The sequence below is a fragment of the Pseudaminobacter soli (ex Li et al. 2025) genome (assembly GCF_003012705.1).
Classification (GTDB): domain Bacteria; phylum Pseudomonadota; class Alphaproteobacteria; order Rhizobiales; family Rhizobiaceae; genus Pseudaminobacter; species Pseudaminobacter soli.
Window position 1 is genome coordinate 234,709 of record NZ_PXYL01000003.1, and the last position, 15,607, is coordinate 250,315.

Genomic DNA, 15,607 nt, shown 5'->3' on the forward strand with positions numbered 1-15,607 from the left:
AACCGAGAGCCATGGCACAGAAGAAAGCGCACGAAGTCGATTCCTGGCTGGCGCGGCCCGATCCCAGGGCCGTCATCGTCCTGATCTACGGGCCGGACCGCGGCCTGGTGGCCGAACGCGCTCGTGCCTTCGCCGAAAAGACCGGGCTGCCGCTGGACGATCCCTTCACCGTGGTGCGCCTCGAAGGTTCGGAGGTGGAGAAGGAGAGCGGACGCCTGCTCGACGAGGCGCATACCGTGCCGATGTTTTCGAGCCGCCGCCTGCTCTGGGTGCGCAACGCCGCCGGCCAAAAGGGGCTCGCCGACGACGTGAAAGTGCTTTCCAAGGAACCCCCGCGCGACGCCATCGTGCTGATCGAGGCCGGCGACCTGAAAAAGGGTGCGGCCCTGCGCACGGTGGTCGAAGGCTGCGACTGGGGCATGGCGCTGCCCTGCTACGCCGACGAAGCGCGCAGCATCGACCAAGTGATCGACGAGGAAATGCAAAAGGCCGGCATGTCGCTGACGATGGAAGCGCGCCAGGCCCTGCGCAAGAATCTCGGCGGCGACCGGCTCGCCTCGCGCGGCGAAATCCAGAAACTCGTGGTCTATGCCATGGGAAAGAGCCAGATCGACCTCGAGGACGTGAAGGCGATGATCGGCGACGTGTCCGGCATTTCCTTCGACGACGCCATCGACGCCGTGCTCGAGGGCAAGATCGAGGCCTTCGACACCGTCTTCACCCGTCACACGCAGACCGGCGCCCAGCCATTCCTGATGCTGGCAGCGGCGATGCGGCAGTTCCAGGCAATCCAGCTCATGCGCGGCGCGATGGAGAACGGCGGTACCCGAAACGCCGCCGCGATCGTTGCCGCCGCCCGCCCGCCGGTCTTTTTCTCGCGCCGCAAGATCGTGGAGGGTGCGGTAGAGCGCTGGACGGGTCCTGCCTTGGCTCGTGCGCTGGCTCGGCTGCAGGATGCGGTATTGCAGACGCGGCGCCGCCCCGATCTTGCTGCGGCTATCGCCCGGCAGGCGTTGCTCGGCATTGCCGTCGAAAGCGCCCGACTGCGTCAGCGACGCTGACCAATCCGGAGCGGGCCTTCTGCCGTCGCATCTAGCGTCGGAACCCGCCAACTCCCGATCCATACTGCTAGATTGGTCCCAAAAGACTTCAAGCGGACGATCGCTCGCCCGCCTGAATAAGATTCATATGAATCAATAAGTTAGATGGATAACAAAACCTGAATGTCAGGCCTTGAGGCGCCGACACAGATCGTCGAGCTGCTCGAGCGTCTTGTAGCCGATGCGAAGCTCACCGCCCTTGGCCTTGTGCGCGATGGCGACCCGCATGCCGGTCACATCGGAAAGCAGCTTTTCCAGCGCCAGCGTGTCGGCATCCTTCTCCACCGGAGCGGAAACCTTGGCTTCCTGCACCACTTCCGGCGGCAGCTGTGCCAGCATCTCCGCCTGGCGCACGGAGAGACCTTCCTCCACGATGCGCTTGGCAAGCCCAACCGGATCGGCGGCGGTGACCAGCGCGCGCGCATGGCCGGCCGACAACTGGCCATCAACCAGCATATCGCGGATCACGTCAGGCAGCTTCAACAGGCGCAGCGTGTTGGCGACGTAGCTGCGGCTCTTGCCGATCACCTGGCCAAGGTCGGCCTGGGTATAGTTGTGGTCATCAATCAGCTGCTGGTAACCGAGCGCTTCTTCGACCGGGTTGAGATCGGTGCGCTGGACGTTTTCGATAATAGCCAGTTCGAGCGCGGTTCGGTCGTTGACGTCGCGGACAATGACCGGGATCTCGGCCAGACCTGCGCGCTGCGCCGCCCGCCAGCGACGCTCGCCGGCGATGATCTCGTAGCGCCCTGCCTGCCCGGCGGTAGGGCGAACCACGACCGGCTGGACGACGCCATGCTCGCGAATGGACTGCGCCAGATCGGTCAGTTCCGCATCGCCGAAATGACGGCGCGGGTTCTTCGGATTGGGTGCGACTAACTCGATCGGCACATGTCCGTCCGAGGAAACGACCGGCTGAGCCGCAACCGCAGGCTTGTCGATTTCGCCGATCAGCGCGGCGAGGCCACGTCCGAGCCGCTTCTTGGAAATATCTTCGTTCATATCCCGTCCAGACTGTTTCGCAACCGAATCTATGCCGCCTTGAGCTTGCGTTCCTGCCGAATGACTTCGGAGGCAAGCTGCAGATAGGCCTGGCTGCCAGAGCATTTGAGATCGTAGAGGATGGCCGGCTTGCCATGCGACGGCGCTTCCGAGACGCGCACATTGCGCGGAATGATGGTGTCGTAGACCTTTTCGCCCATATGGGCCCGCACGTCCTCAACCACCTGGTTGGCGAGGTTGTTGCGGCCGTCATACATCGTCATCACGATGCCCTGGATGACCAGGTCCGGATTGATCGAGCCGCGCACCTGCTCGACCGTTTCGAGAAGCTGGCTTAGACCTTCGAGTGCGAAGAACTCGCACTGGAGCGGCACCAGCACAGAATCCGCGGCAGCCATTGAGTTCAGCGTCAGCAGATTGAGGGAAGGGGGGCAGTCGATCAGCACATAGGAATATTTGCCAACCCGCTCGGAAGAAGCGCGCACGGCATTGCGCAGGCGCAACACGCGATCGGGTGCACCGGCGATCTCCATTTCGACGCCGAGAAGATCCAGCGTTGATGGGACGATCGAAAGTCCTGGCACGGCGGTGGCCACAGCGGCATCTTCGAGCGTAATGTCGCCGGTCAGCACGTCGTAGGACGAAACCGCGCGGTCGCGCCGGTCGATGCCGAGCCCGGTGCTCGCATTGCCCTGCGGGTCAAGGTCTACGATGAGGACCTGTTCGCCGATCGCGGCGAGCGCGGTAGCCAGATTAATCGCGGTGGTGGTCTTTCCGACGCCACCCTTCTGATTTGCCACGGTGATGATACGAGGCCTGGTCATCATGATCATGCTTCTGTTGTAATCCTGTTCAACGGAACGCAATTTACACTCGACGCAGACTGGAAATTTCCAGAACAATGCTCTGCGGATCGATCAAGCTCTTATGTTCTACCAGCTCGAACGACCACAGTTTAGAGCTTTCTTCGACCTCGGCCCGGTAATCCCGTCCTTTATGGAACAGGGCCTTCGCCCCAGAGGTCAGCCACGGTGCCGAGAGCTGCAAAAGCAGGGGCAGGGGTGCCAGAGCACGCGCCGTGACCACCTCGACATCTCGAATCACTTCGTAAGTGTCCTCGATTCGCTTGGCATGAATATGGGCGGGCAGCCGGAATTCGCCGCAAACCATCTGCAGGAAGGACGTTTTTTTCCGGTTGCTTTCGACCAGATCGATGCTCGCGCCGTCGCGTTCCATGAGCAGGAAGCCAAGAACCAGCCCGGGGAAACCGCCGCCGGAACCGAGATCGACCCACCGCTTGGCCTCAGGTTCGAGGCGCGCCAGCTGCGCGCTGTCGAGAATATGGCGACGCCAAATGTCGTTCAGCGTCGAGGGTGCGGACAGGTTGATGCGTGCCGCCCACTTTGCGAACAGGCTTTCGAAGGCTCGCAACCGCTCATAAGTTTCACGTGAAACAGGACCGGCCAGGGCACAGAGTTCTTCAAATGTCTCTGCGGTCACGCTGCACCCTTACGCTGCAAGGTGGTTTCAGCATGACGAACATGCGCGACGATGATGGCCAGAGCTGCAGGCGTCATTCCATCAATGCGTTGCGCATCGGCGATCGAACGCGGCCGCCTGTCGCGCAGCTTCTGCTTCAGCTCGTTGGAAAGACCCGGAACCGAATCGAAGCTTAGATCCTGCGGGATCAACCGCTCTTCCTCACGCCGGATCTGCGCGGCATCTGCCTTTTGGCGATCGAGATAGACAGCGTAGCGAGCTTCGATTTCAAGTGCCTCCGCTGTCCGCCCATCCAATTCGTTGAACTGCGGCCAGATGGTAGCCAGTTGCTCAAGGCCGACATCCGGGTAGGAAAGCAGGTCATAGGCCGAGCGGCGTACGCCATCCATATTCACAGTCAGGCCGTGCTTGCGGGCTTCGTTCGGCGTCACTTCGATCGATCTTGCTATCTGGCGCGCCTGGTCAAGACGATCGGAAATAGCGCGGAAGCGTGCAACCCGCTCATTGCTGGCAATGCCAAGTTCGATTGCCTTTGGCGTCAGACGCTGGTCGGCATTGTCTGCCCGCAGCGACAGGCGGAACTCGGCACGCGAAGTGAACATGCGATAGGGCTCGGTGATGCCGCGGCTGGTGAGGTCGTCCACCATCACGCCGATATAGGCGTCGGTGCGGCTGAACACGATGCCGTCTCCACCACTCGCCTTGCGCGCTGCATTCAGCCCGGCCAGAAGACCCTGCGCCGCCGCCTCCTCATAGCCGGTTGTGCCATTGATTTGTCCGGCTAGGAACAGGTCGCTGACCCGACGGGTCTCCAGCGTGAGTTCCAATTCGCGCGGATCGACATGGTCATATTCGATCGCATAGCCCGGCTGCAGCATCGTCGCGCGCTCCAGACCAGGTATTGTCTTGAGCAGTTCGAGCTGGACATCTTCCGGCAACGAGGTCGAGATGCCGTTGGGGTAGACGCGGTGATCGTCGAGCCCTTCCGGCTCCAGAAATATCTGGTGGCCCTCGCGGTCGCCGAACTTGACGATCTTGTCCTCGATCGAGGGGCAGTAGCGGGGTCCGATGCCTTCGATCGAACCCGAGTACATTGCCGAGCGACCGAGATTTTGCCGGATTAGCTCATGGCTCGCCGGCGTCGTCCGGGTGATGCCGCAATCGATCTGCGGGTTGGCGATCTTGTCCGTCATCAAGGAGAAGGGGACAGGCTGCTCGTCTGCCGCCTGGCTATCCAGGCTGGCCCAATCGATGGTGCGACCATCGAGCCGCGGCGGTGTGCCGGTCTTGAGGCGACCGAGCTTGAAGCCGGCGCGAGTCATCGAGGCCGAGAGCCCGACCGACGCCTGCTCATTCATCCGGCCCGCCGGGAATTTGCGTTCGCCGATATGGATCAGACCGCGTAGGAAGGTTCCGGTGGTGAGCACCACGGCCCCGCAGGGCAGGCGGCGGCCATCGGCCAGGACGACGGCAACGACACGTCCGTCCTCGATCTCAAGATCGAAGACTTCGCCTTCAACGACGTCGAGATTTGCTTGCTCCGCAATCGCTGCCTGCATGGCTAGGCGATAGAGCTTCCGGTCAGCTTGGGTGCGAGGACCGCGCACGGCGGGACCCTTTTTGCGATTGAGCAAACGAAACTGGATGCCCCCGGCATCGGCTACACGGCCCATGAGGCCATCAAACGCGTCGATCTCGCGAACGAGATGTCCTTTGCCGAGGCCGCCGATTGCGGGGTTGCAGGACATCACGCCAATGGTGTCGGCACGCAGCGTCACGAGCGCCGCGCGCGCGCCCACGCGCGCTGCCGCGCTAGCCGCTTCACAGCCTGCATGCCCGCCACCGACAACGATGACATCGTAGTTGCCGTTCATACGCTTGCTCCGGAGTTCGGCCATTCCATGTTGCCGTTCGCCTCCGAAGTCAAGCCGAGTGTGCGCAATATTGTTTCACGTGAAACAGGGAGGGCGGGTATGCCCGTGTTTCACGTGAGTCATTTCATGTGGAGAGTGCGTTTCACGTGCGTCACCAGACGGGCGAATGTTTCACGTGAGTCATTTTCCGATGCAGAACTGCGAGAAAATGACGTCCAAGAGATCTTCCGGATCGACGGCGCCGGAAATGCGTCCAAGCCGGTCCGAAGCAAGTCTCAGATTTTCGGAGCGCAGCTCAAGCTGGTCATCGGGAAGCCCGAGGCTGCTTTCCAGAAACTCGACCGTCTTGGCGAGCAGGCTGATATGCCTTTGGCGCGACGGCAATATATCGCCAATGTTGCCAACGGCTTCGACGGCCCGGCTCGTGACGAGCTCGAGCAAGCCATCTATGCCGTCGCCGGTCGCTGTCGATATCAGAGCGTCGTAGGAGTTGACGCTCCCTCTGTGCCCATCATTGAGCAGGTCGATCTTCGTGCCGATCCGAAGCGTATCTCCCTTCACCTCACTATCCGATATCGATTGAGGGGAGGTGGTGTCCTCCAGGTTCAGGACAAGATCCGCCACCCGCGCTCTATCGAGCGCCCGACCGATGCCGATCGCTTCCACCTTACCCGGTGCTTCGCGAATGCCTGCGGTGTCAGTGAGGCGGACCTTCACCCCATCGAGGTCCAGAACGACTTCAACCAGATCGCGAGTCGTGCCAGGCTCGTCGGTGACGATCGCCACTTCCCGCCGTGCAAGCGTGTTCAACAAGCTCGACTTGCCGGCATTCGGTGCACCGAGGATGACCACGTCAAAACCGTCGCGAATGATTTCTGCGCGATGAAAGCCACGCACATGGCTTCGGATCTCATCGATCATCTTGCGGACATCCGCCCAGACGGTTGCCGAAACCGAGCCGGGTATGTCAGCCTCATCAGCGAAATCCATTTCGGCCTCGATCATCGCACGAGCATGGATCAGACGGCGGCGCCAATCCAGATAAAGCTCGCCTTGCCGGCCTTCGCCATTCAGCACGGCAAAACGGCGCTGCGCTTCGGTTTCCGCGGTGACGAGGTCCGCCAGCGATTCCGCTTCCAGCAGATCGACCTTGCCATTGAGAAAGGCGCGTCGCGTGAATTCGCCCGGTTCGGCCAAGCGCAGACCATCAAGTGAAACAATCGCTTCGGTGACCGCCTGCACGACAGCGCGACCGCCATGCACATGCAGCTCCGCCGAGTCCTCGCCGGTGAAGCTGGCAGGGCCAGGGAAGAACAAGGCGATGCCTGAATCGAGCAAAGCGCCGTCGTGCGAATGGAACTGGCTGTAGCTTGCATGACGCGACGCCGGGACCTTGCCTGCGATCGTTTCGAGGACGAATCGTGTCTGCGGGCCTGATATGCGAATGATGGCGATGCCCGATGGCAGGCGGCCGCTGGACAAGGCAACGATCGAATCCTGGAATATCATTTGCCCGCCATCCTCATGCGCTCTAAGCTTTCGTGTTTCTGTGTTCATGGGTTGTGAGATCGTGACGCTGCCAGCTGCAAACCTGCTTTCCGACGAGACCAGTCCCTATCTGCGGCAGCACAGCCACAATCCCGTGCACTGGCGCGCCTGGTCTCCGGAATCCCTGGCCGAAGCCGAAAAGACCCAGAAGCCGATCCTGCTTTCGGTCGGCTATGCCGCCTGCCATTGGTGCCATGTCATGGCCCATGAGAGCTTCGAAAGCGAAGACGTTGCCGCCGTCATGAACCGTCTGTTCGTGAATATCAAGGTCGATCGGGAGGAGCGGCCGGACATCGACCAGATCTATATGGCGGCCCTGACAGCAATGGGAGAGCAGGGCGGCTGGCCGCTCACCATGTTCCTTACGCCCGATGCCAAGCCGTTTTGGGGCGGAACCTATTTTCCCAAGGAGCCGCGCTACGGGCGCCCGGGCTTCGTTCAGGTGCTGGAAGCAGTCAACAAGGCCTGGCAGGGAAAGCGCGAAAGCCTGACCAACAGCGCCGATCAGCTTCAGGCTCATGTCTCGGCGCGCCTGGCAACAGCCCAGCCGTCGGCACAGCTAAGCGGAACTCAGCTAAAGAGCCTCGCTGAGGGCATCTACGGCATGATCGATCAAGAAGCCGGGGGCCTACGTGGCGCACCGAAGTTTCCCAACGCGCCTTTCATGCAGGCGCTTTGGCTCAACTGGCTGATCAACGGCGTCGAGCAACATCGCGAGGCCGTCGTCAACAGCCTGGAGCATATGCTGCGCGGCGGCATCTACGACCATGTCGGCGGCGGTCTTGCCCGCTATTCGACAGATGCGGAATGGCTGGTGCCGCACTTCGAAAAGATGCTTTACGACAATGCCCAGCTGCTGCGGCAGGCCAATTGGGCTTTTGCGGCAACCGGAAATGAATTGTTCCGGATACGAATCGAAGAGACAGTCGCGTGGCTCTTGCGCGAAATGCGGGTCGAAGGCGGCGGTTTCGCCTCGAGCCTCGACGCTGACAGCGAAGGCGAGGAGGGGCTTTTTTACACTTGGGACAAAGACGAGATCGGGGCCGCTCTAGGCGGCGACGCTTCCGCTTTTTTCGAAACCTTCGAGCTGGCTGCGCCAGCCAATTGGGAAGGCAAGCCGATCATTCGCCAGACACCGTCGCAAAGCCGCTTTGAGCTTGCGCATGCGGAAGAAGCTGCGCGCATGAAACAGCGCCTGCTTGCGGTTCGTGAACAGCGCGTTCGTCCTGGGCGAGACGACAAGGTGCTTGCCGACTGGAACGGTTTGCTCATCACGGCGCTGGCTGAGTGCGGCCGCACATTCGGCCGTGCCGAGTGGATTGCTGCGGCCGAACAAGCATTCAATTTTGTTGTCGCGCATGAGGATGCATCAGGCCGCCTGCCGCACTCCATTCTCGGCAGCCGCGCGCTTTATCCGGCGCTCTCCAGCGACTACGCGGCGATGGCAAATGCCTCGGTTGCGTTGTTCGAGGCTACTGGAAATGGCGCATATATAGAGCAGGGGCAGCAATTCCTTGCCGCGCTGGATCGCTGGTATTCCGATGCAGACGGTACCGGCTATTTCCTGACCGCATCCGATAGCGCCGATGTTCCCATCCGCATCCGTGGCGATGTCGACGAGGCTATTCCTTCGGCGACCAGCCAGATCATCGAAGCGATGGTGCGGCTCGCAAGCGTCGCCGGTTCAGTCGAGCTTCAGGACAAGGCCTGGAAGGTGGCCGAACACGCAGCCGGCCGCGCCGCCCACCAGCAATACGGGCAGGCCGGCATCGTCAACGCCTGCGCGCTTGTGCTGGAACCCATGAAACTCGTCATGGTGGACAATAAAAGCGCGCCGCAATTCATTCCGGTAGCGAATCGAAGCCCGGACCCGAGGCGAGTCGACATTTTTGTCCCGCTTGGCGCCGATGGCGAACTGCCGAGCTTGCCCGGCGAGGTCGTGCCATCAACGACAAAGGCCGGCGCGTATCTCTGCACCGGCCTGAGCTGTTTGCCGACGATAACCGATCCCGCCGAACTCGAGCGGGCTCTGCATCGCTGAGCCCGCTGTTCGATCGGTTCGATCAGGTGTTCATCGAATCGAAGAAATCCGAATTGGTCTTGGTCTGCTTGAGCTTGTCGATGAGGAACTCGATCGCGTCGGTCGTGCCCATCGGCGCCAGGATGCGGCGCAGAACAAAAATCTTCTGCAGGTCCTGACGCTGCACCAGCAGGTCTTCCTTACGCGTGCCGGACTTGAGGATGTCCATGGCCGGGAAGATGCGCTTGTCGGCGACCTTGCGGTCGAGCACGATTTCCGAGTTGCCGGTGCCCTTGAACTCTTCGAAGATCACTTCGTCCATGCGGCTGCCGGTGTCGATCAGCGCGGTGGCGATGATGGTGAGCGAGCCGCCTTCCTCGATGTTGCGCGCCGCGCCGAAGAAGCGCTTCGGGCGCTGCAGGGCGTTGGCGTCGACACCGCCGGTCAGCACCTTGCCGGATGACGGCACGACGGTGTTGTAGGCGCGGCCGAGGCGGGTGATCGAGTCGAGCAGGATGACCACGTCGCGGCCGTGCTCGACCAGGCGCTTGGCCTTCTCGATGACCATCTCGGCCACCTGCACGTGGCGCGCGGCCGGCTCGTCGAAGGTCGAGGACACGACTTCGCCCTTCACCGAGCGCTGCATGTCGGTGACTTCTTCCGGACGCTCGTCGATCAGGAGAACGATCAGGTAGCATTCGGGATGATTGGCGGTGATCGAATGAGCGATGTTCTGCAGCAGCACCGTCTTACCGGTGCGCGGCGGCGCCACGATCAGGCCGCGCTGGCCCTTGCCGAGAGGCGCCACCAGATCGATGACGCGGGCCGACAGATCCTTGGTGGTCGGATTGTCGGTTTCCATCTTCAGCCGCTCGTTCGGATAAAGCGGCGTCAGATTGTCGAAGTGGATTTTGTGCCGGATTTTTTCCGGGTCGTCGAAATTGATCGTGTTGACCTTGAGGAGCGCGAAATAGCGCTCGCCTTCCTTGGGACTGCGGATCGGGCCCTCGACCGTGTCGCCGGTCTTCAGCGAGAAGCGGCGGATTTGCGAAGGCGAGATATAGATGTCGTCCGGACCCGGAAGATAATTGGCATTGGCCGAGCGCAGGAACCCAAAACCGTCCTGCAGCACCTCGACGACACCGTCGCCGATGATCTCCACGTCCTGAGCCGCCAGCTTCTTCAGGATCGCGAACATCAGCTCCTGCTTGCGCATGACGCTGGCGTTCTCGACCTCCAGCGATTCGGCGAACGCGACGAGATCGGTCGGTTTCTTGTTCTTGAACTCCTGGAGTTTCATTTCCTGCATGGACGGACTCTGAATGGGGATTTGGAAAGATATCGACGAATGCGATGGGGCGCCGTGCGCGACCGGACAGTCAGCAGAAGGCGGCACGGGCGGGAAGGAAGACTTGTCTTTTATCCGCCCCAGCGGCAAAGGGCAAGGTGCCTTTTTTGCCTTGCCGATTGAGATGGGTTCATTGCCAGATGGAACCGATTTAAGGCGTCAGAACGGTTTTACAACCACCAGAATGACGATGAGGATCATAAGAACGGTGGGAATCTCGTTCACCATCCGCCAGTGACGGGCCGGCTTGGTGTTGCGGTCTTCCGCAAAGCGGCGGACCGACGCGGAAAGATAGCCGTGCACGCCCGACATCAGCACCACCAGCGCAATCTTGGCATGGAGCCAACCGCCGTGGAACGCAAATCCCTTCCACGCCAGCCACAGGCCGAAAACCCAGGTCAGGATCATTGCCGGATTGATGATGCCGCGCAGAAGACGCCGCTCCATCACCTTGAAGGTTTCCGACTGCACCGAGCCCTTCTCGGCGTCGGCGTGGTAGACGAACAGCCGCGGCAGATAGAGCATGCCGGCCATCCAGGAGATCACGGCGATCACATGGATCGCCTTGACCCAGAGATAGAGATTGTCGGGCGCGAACCAGAACAGAAGTCCTGCCAGTATGACGAGGATGCCGATGGCTGCCGCGGCACGCTGCATGGCCTTGGCGCCGCTTGTCTGAGGCGTGTTGCTCGTCGCGCTCATTTGCCCGAATAGCTCCTCACCTGGCGGATCATCGCCTCGACATGCTCGATCGGCGCTTCCGGGGTAATGCCGTGGCCGAGATTGAAGATCAGCGGCCCTTGTCCGAGCACATCCAGAATGGCGGCAACGCCTTCGCTCAGTGCCCGCCCGCCGGCCACCAGCCGCAGCGGATCGAGATTGCCCTGAACGGCACCGCCGGCCTGCAGTTCGCGCGCCTGCGCCAGTGGCACGGTCCAGTCGAGGCCAAGCCCATTCACGCCGGTGCCGGCGCGGTAGTTCTGGTAGCGGCTGCCGGCGCCCTTCGGAAAGCCGATGATCGGCACGTTGGGATGAACCGCGTGAACCTTGCGCACGATCTCGGCCACCGGCTTCACGCAGCAGGCCTCAAATGAGGCTTCGTCGAGCACGCCGGCCCAGGAGTCGAAGATCTGCAGCACATCCGCGCCCGCCTCGACCTGACGGATGAGATATTGCGCCGAATGGTCGACGAGCACCGAAAGCAGGCGCTGCATGGCCTGCGGGTTGCGATAGGCGAACAGCCGGGCCGGCGCCTGGTCGGGCGTGCCGTGGCCGGCAATCATATAGGTGGCCAGCGTCCAGGGCGCGCCGCAGAAGCCGATCAGCGTCGTCTCGGCCGGCAGCTCGGCACGTAGCCTCCTTACCGTCTCATAGACCGGCGCAAGGTGCTGGTGGAAATTCGAGCCGTCGAGCCTGTCGACGTCAGAGGCGCTCATAGGCGTCATCAGCGGACCACGACCCTCCTCGAAGCGAAGGTCGCGGCCGAGCGCATGCGGCACAACCAGGATGTCGGAGAAGAGGATCGAGGCGTCGAAGTCGAAGCGCCGGATCGGCTGCAAGGTCACTTCGACGGCGAAATCGGGATTGTAGCAAAGGTCGAGGAAACTTCCGGCCGTCTTGCGCGTTTCCCGGTACTCCGGAAGGTAGCGGCCTGCCTGGCGCATCATCCAGAGCGGCGGCGGGAAGACGGTTTCGCCCTTCAGGACATCCAGCATGGCGCGTCTTGCGGTCATGGAGCGTCGTCCTCCCCAGTTCGTCCTGAAAATATAATTTCTTAGAGAAGAGTCTTCTGATTCTTAGACTCTGTTGGAATCGAGAATTAGCACTTATCCCCGTGGGCCCTCTGCCCACCAGAAAGCATATTGTCGCGCTTTCTCCGGTGTGGATTGGACAAGTCTGGGGATTATCCGAATTGGCCGAGCAATTACAAGAGCTTGCGCGGGCCCCAATTTGAGGCCGGGAGATGGTCGTGGAAAGGCAGTCTGCCTTATCCCCATTTTCATCCCCGGCCGGATTCCGGAACTGACAGTGGGTCGAATTGTGGACAAGTCGCGATCTGATACAGTCGTGGACATCGATCGGGCGAAAAAGCCGCCCTTATCCACATTTGACCACAGACCCCGGACCAGCTTGTGAACAAACCCCAGAGCTTCTTCCATCTTCACCTGATTTCGGACGCCACGGGCGAAACGCTGCTCGCGGCGGGACGCGCCGCATCCGCGCAATACAAGGACGCGCGCGCCATCGAGCACATCTACCCGCTGATCCGCACCGAAAAGCAGCTGATGAAGGTGTTCGAGGACATCGAGGAAGAGCCCGGCATCGTGCTCTACACGGTAGTGGACCAGAACCTTGCGCGCATGATCGACAGCCGCTGCGCCATGCTGGGCCTGCCCTATGTTTCGGTGCTGGAGCCGGTGCTTTCGGTGTTTCAGTCCTATCTCGGAACGCCGGCGGGCCGCCGCGTCGGCGCCCAGCACGTGCTCGACGCCGAATATTTCCGCCGCATCGATGCGCTCAACTTCACCATGGAACATGACGACGGCCAGTTGCCGAGCGACATCGAAGACGCCGACATCGTGCTGATCGGCATTTCGCGCACGTCGAAGACGCCGACCAGCATCTATCTCGCCAATCGCGGCATCAAGACCGCCAATATCCCCATCGTTCTTGGCGTGCCGCTGCCGGAAAGCCTGACCTATGCGAAAAAGCCGCTGATCGTCGGCCTGATCGCCACGGCCGAACGCATCTCGCAGGTGCGCCAGAACCGGCTTCTCGGCACCACCGTGGGCTTCGACGCGCAGAATTACATCGACCGCGCGACGATCACGGAGGAGCTCGCCTATGCGCGTCAGATCTGCACGCGCCACAGCTGGCCGATGATCGATGTCAGCCGCCGCTCCATTGAGGAAACCGCGGCGGCCATCGTTGCCCTGCGGAACAAGACGCGATAACGCATCGTTTGGATGTCTGGGAACCGGCTTTCGCGAATAGCGCGCAGGCTGTGCGTTCCGGAGATGCCGGGCTTGCGTGTTGTCGCGGGACAGGCGCGGGTTTCGGAAAAGCAGCCGAGGGTCGCGCGATGGAAAAGATCATACTGGCGTCGGGAAGTCCGTTTCGCAAAGCGTTGCTTGCCAATGCGGGGGTGCCGTTCACGGCCGTGCCGGCAGACGTGGACGAACGCGCGGTCGAGGCGCCGCTGGAAGACAGCGGCACGACGCCGGAAGAGGTGGCGCTGATCCTCGCCGAAGCCAAGGCGCTGAATGTCAGCGAAAGATACCCCGGTGCGCTGGTGATCGGCTGCGACCAGACGCTGTCGCTCGACGACAGGATCTTTCACAAGCCGCGCGACAAGGAAGATGCGCGCCGGCATCTGCTCGACCTGTCGGGCAAGACCCATCAGCTCAACAGCGCGGTGGTGCTGGTCCGCGATGGTGAGGTGTTGTGGAGCGACGTGCCGATTGCCCGGCTGACCATACGCAAGCTCGATCCGGGCTTCATCGGCCGGCATCTGGCCGCCGTCGGCGACAAGGCGCTCGACAGCGTCGGCGCCTACCAGATCGAAGGGCAGGGCATCCAGCTGTTCGAGAAGATCGACGGCGACTATTTTACCATTGTCGGGCTGCCGCTTCTGCCGCTGCTCAAGGAATTGCGCAAACTCGGGGCCATAGATGGCTGAAACAGCAAAGAAGGCATTCGTCTGCGGTCACCCGATCGCACATTCGCGATCGCCGAAGATTCATGGCTTCTGGCTGAAGCAGTATGGCATCGAGGGCAGCTACACCGCCATCGATGTGGCGCCCGATGCCTTTGGGGACTTCCTGAAAGCCCTGGCCGCCGATGGTTTCGCTGGCGGCAACGTCACCATTCCGCACAAGGAGGCGGCTTTCCGCCTGGTCGAAAAGCGCGATGCGGCAGCCCAGGCTATAGGCGCGGTGAATACGCTGTGGTTCGAGAACGGCAGGCTGTGGGGCGGCAACACCGACGCCTATGGCTTTGCAGCCAATCTGGATGAGCGGGCGCCGGACTGGGACAAGGCGGATACAGCGCTGGTTCTTGGCGCGGGCGGCGCGGCCCGCGCCATCATCCACGCGCTCAAGGAACGCGGATTCAAGCAGATCCGCATCGTCAACCGCACGGTCGAGCGAGCGGAGGCACTCGCCGACCAGTTCGGCAAGGGCGTTTCGGCGCATCCGCTGGCGGCAAGCGGCGAGTTCCTGCCCGAAACGGGCCTGCTCATCAACACCACCTCGCTGGGCATGCACGGGAATATGGAAATTCCAGTGGACCCCTCGGCCCTGCCGGACGACGCCACCGTCACCGACATCGTCTATGTGCCGCTCGAAACGCCGCTGCTTGCCGCGGCCCGGGCGCGCGGGCTGAAGACGGTCGACGGGCTCGGCATGCTGCTGCATCAGGCGGTGCCAGGCTTCGAGCGCTGGTTCGGCGTCAAGCCGACCGTGACGCGCGAACTGCGCGACATGATCGTTGCCGATCTGGGGCCGACTGCATGATCGTCCTGGGGCTTACCGGCTCGATTGGCATGGGCAAGTCGACCGCAGCGAAGATGTTCGCCGAGGCAGGCGTTCCGGTGCATGATTCCGATGAAGCGGTCCACCGGCTCTATGCAGGTGTAGCGGCGCCGCTGGTTGAAGCGGCATTTCCGGGAACGGTGCGCGACGGCGTCGTCGACAGGGCGCTTCTCGCCGGCTACGTGCTCGGCAAGCCCGAAGCGCTGAAGAAGCTCGAGGCGATCATCCACCCGCTGGTGCGGGCGGATGCCGACGCCTTCCTGGCGCGCCACCGCGCTGCCGGCGCGCCATTGGCCGTTCTGGACATACCGCTCCTGTTTGAAACCGGCGGGCGCGACCGCGTCGACAAGGTGGTGGTGGTGAGCGCGCCGGCAGACGTGCAGCGTGAGCGTGTGCTGTCGCGGCCCGGCATGACCGAGGAGAAATTCGCCATCATCCTGTCGCGGCAGGTTCCGGATGCCGAAAAGCGCAGCCGTGCTGATTTCGTCATCGACACCGGGGGCGAACTGAGCGAAACACGGCGCGCGCTGCGCGAAGTCGTGACGGCCCTTGTCGGGGAAAAGCTCTGACCTGCTGCCAAATGTCCCTTGCGGGGCGACCCCAACGGGTATCATCATCGGCGGCGTTCCCACATTCGGGGCAGCTTTCGAAGAAATTGTCGCGAAAGCAAAAAATGCGGCGGC

General features: G+C 61.9%; 14 protein-coding genes. 6 read left to right on the forward strand and 8 right to left on the reverse strand.

Annotated elements, in window-relative coordinates:
- Positions 1-11: 11 nt before the first annotated feature.
- The gene (gene holA, locus C7I85_RS07325; protein WP_106723311.1) at positions 12-1,061 is read left to right on the forward strand and encodes a DNA polymerase III subunit delta; all 1,050 of its coding nucleotides are present in this window, start codon (positions 12-14) and stop codon (positions 1,059-1,061) included.
- A 165-nt stretch (positions 1,062-1,226) separates the two neighbouring features.
- On the opposite strand, the gene C7I85_RS07330 is transcribed toward holA, so the two are convergent.
- The 5 genes from C7I85_RS07330 to mnmE form a co-directional block, all read right to left on the reverse strand.
- On the reverse strand, positions 1,227-2,102 hold the full coding sequence (locus C7I85_RS07330; protein WP_106723312.1) for a ParB/RepB/Spo0J family partition protein: 876 nt from the start codon (positions 2,100-2,102) through the stop codon (positions 1,227-1,229).
- A gap of 29 nt (positions 2,103-2,131) precedes the next feature.
- A complete protein-coding gene (locus tag C7I85_RS07335; RefSeq protein WP_181257114.1) occupies positions 2,132-2,929 on the reverse strand; it encodes a ParA family protein in 798 nt (265 codons plus the stop codon).
- Between the two features lie 40 nt (positions 2,930-2,969).
- Positions 2,970-3,602, reverse strand: a complete 633-nt coding sequence (rsmG, locus tag C7I85_RS07340; RefSeq protein ID WP_106723313.1) for a 16S rRNA (guanine(527)-N(7))-methyltransferase RsmG — start codon at positions 3,600-3,602, stop codon at positions 2,970-2,972.
- Entirely contained in the window at positions 3,599-5,476 is a 1,878-nt protein-coding gene (gene mnmG, locus C7I85_RS07345; RefSeq protein ID WP_106723583.1) for a tRNA uridine-5-carboxymethylaminomethyl(34) synthesis enzyme MnmG, read from the reverse strand. The genes rsmG and mnmG overlap by 4 nt, the downstream gene beginning before the upstream one ends.
- A gap of 180 nt (positions 5,477-5,656) precedes the next feature.
- A complete protein-coding gene (gene mnmE, locus C7I85_RS07350; RefSeq protein ID WP_106723314.1) occupies positions 5,657-6,985 on the reverse strand; it encodes a tRNA uridine-5-carboxymethylaminomethyl(34) synthesis GTPase MnmE in 1,329 nt (442 codons plus the stop codon).
- A gap of 61 nt (positions 6,986-7,046) precedes the next feature.
- Here mnmE and C7I85_RS07355 point away from each other — a divergent pair, with 61 nt between their 5' ends.
- Positions 7,047-9,065, forward strand: coding sequence for a thioredoxin domain-containing protein (locus C7I85_RS07355; RefSeq protein WP_106723315.1), 2,019 nt, complete (start codon positions 7,047-7,049; stop codon positions 9,063-9,065).
- A gap of 22 nt (positions 9,066-9,087) precedes the next feature.
- On the opposite strand, the gene rho is transcribed toward C7I85_RS07355, so the two are convergent.
- The 3 genes from rho to hemE form a co-directional block, all read right to left on the reverse strand.
- Positions 9,088-10,353, reverse strand: a complete 1,266-nt coding sequence (gene rho, locus C7I85_RS07360; RefSeq protein WP_106723316.1) for a transcription termination factor Rho — start codon at positions 10,351-10,353, stop codon at positions 9,088-9,090.
- A 198-nt stretch (positions 10,354-10,551) separates the two neighbouring features.
- Entirely contained in the window at positions 10,552-11,094 is a 543-nt protein-coding gene (hemJ, locus tag C7I85_RS07365; protein WP_106723317.1) for a protoporphyrinogen oxidase HemJ, read from the reverse strand.
- Positions 11,091-12,125 carry a uroporphyrinogen decarboxylase gene (gene hemE / locus C7I85_RS07370; RefSeq protein ID WP_106723318.1) on the reverse strand — a complete coding sequence of 345 codons (1,035 nt, stop codon included), beginning with the start codon at positions 12,123-12,125 and terminating at the stop codon, positions 11,091-11,093. The genes hemJ and hemE overlap by 4 nt, the downstream gene beginning before the upstream one ends.
- Positions 12,126-12,524: 399 nt before the next feature.
- Here hemE and C7I85_RS07375 point away from each other — a divergent pair, with 399 nt between their 5' ends.
- The 4 genes from C7I85_RS07375 (at position 12,525) to coaE (ending at position 15,493) form a co-directional block, all read left to right on the forward strand.
- Positions 12,525-13,346, forward strand: coding sequence for a pyruvate, water dikinase regulatory protein (locus C7I85_RS07375; RefSeq protein ID WP_106723319.1), 822 nt, complete (start codon positions 12,525-12,527; stop codon positions 13,344-13,346).
- A gap of 128 nt (positions 13,347-13,474) precedes the next feature.
- Complete coding sequence (locus C7I85_RS07380; protein ID WP_106723320.1) at positions 13,475-14,071, forward strand: Maf-like protein; 597 nt, start codon at positions 13,475-13,477, stop codon at positions 14,069-14,071.
- A complete protein-coding gene (locus C7I85_RS07385) occupies positions 14,064-14,906 on the forward strand; it encodes a shikimate dehydrogenase (protein WP_106723321.1) in 843 nt (280 codons plus the stop codon). Before C7I85_RS07380 ends, C7I85_RS07385 begins: the two co-directional genes overlap by 8 nt.
- Positions 14,903-15,493 (forward strand): dephospho-CoA kinase, encoded by a 591-nt coding sequence (gene coaE, locus C7I85_RS07390; RefSeq protein WP_106723322.1) that lies wholly within the window; start codon positions 14,903-14,905, stop codon positions 15,491-15,493. Before C7I85_RS07385 ends, coaE begins: the two co-directional genes overlap by 4 nt.
- The last annotated feature ends 114 nt before the right edge of the window (positions 15,494-15,607 follow it).